Genomic DNA, 240 nt, shown 5'->3' with positions numbered 1-240 from the left:
GGGAAGTACGTTCCATATTACGGTTCGCAATGCGTACGTGAATGTAAATTAAGACGAAGAAAAGACCGCCTACTATGATGGGCGGTCGATTTTTACTAAGTATTTTTTAATGCTTGTTTTAACGTTTCACCTGTTTGTTCAAGCCATTCTAGGGGAGTCAGTTTTAAAGCAGGAAAATAAATGTCTGTATAATATTCAATGAATTCTTCTTTTTTTTCCGTGGATAGATCACTGTTTAAA

1 pseudogene is annotated in these 240 nt (G+C 35.4%); it reads right to left on the bottom strand.

Annotation, left to right across the window (positions count from 1 at the left end):
- Positions 1–95: 95 nt before the first annotated feature.
- Positions 96–240, bottom strand: a pseudogene (locus SB775_RS34755) (contact-dependent growth inhibition system immunity protein); the annotation flags it as partial.

It is taken from the genome of Peribacillus sp. SIMBA_075, assembly GCF_046534585.1.
Note: the sequence above shows the minus strand (reverse complement) of the source record. Positions and strands in the feature narration are given on the sequence as shown.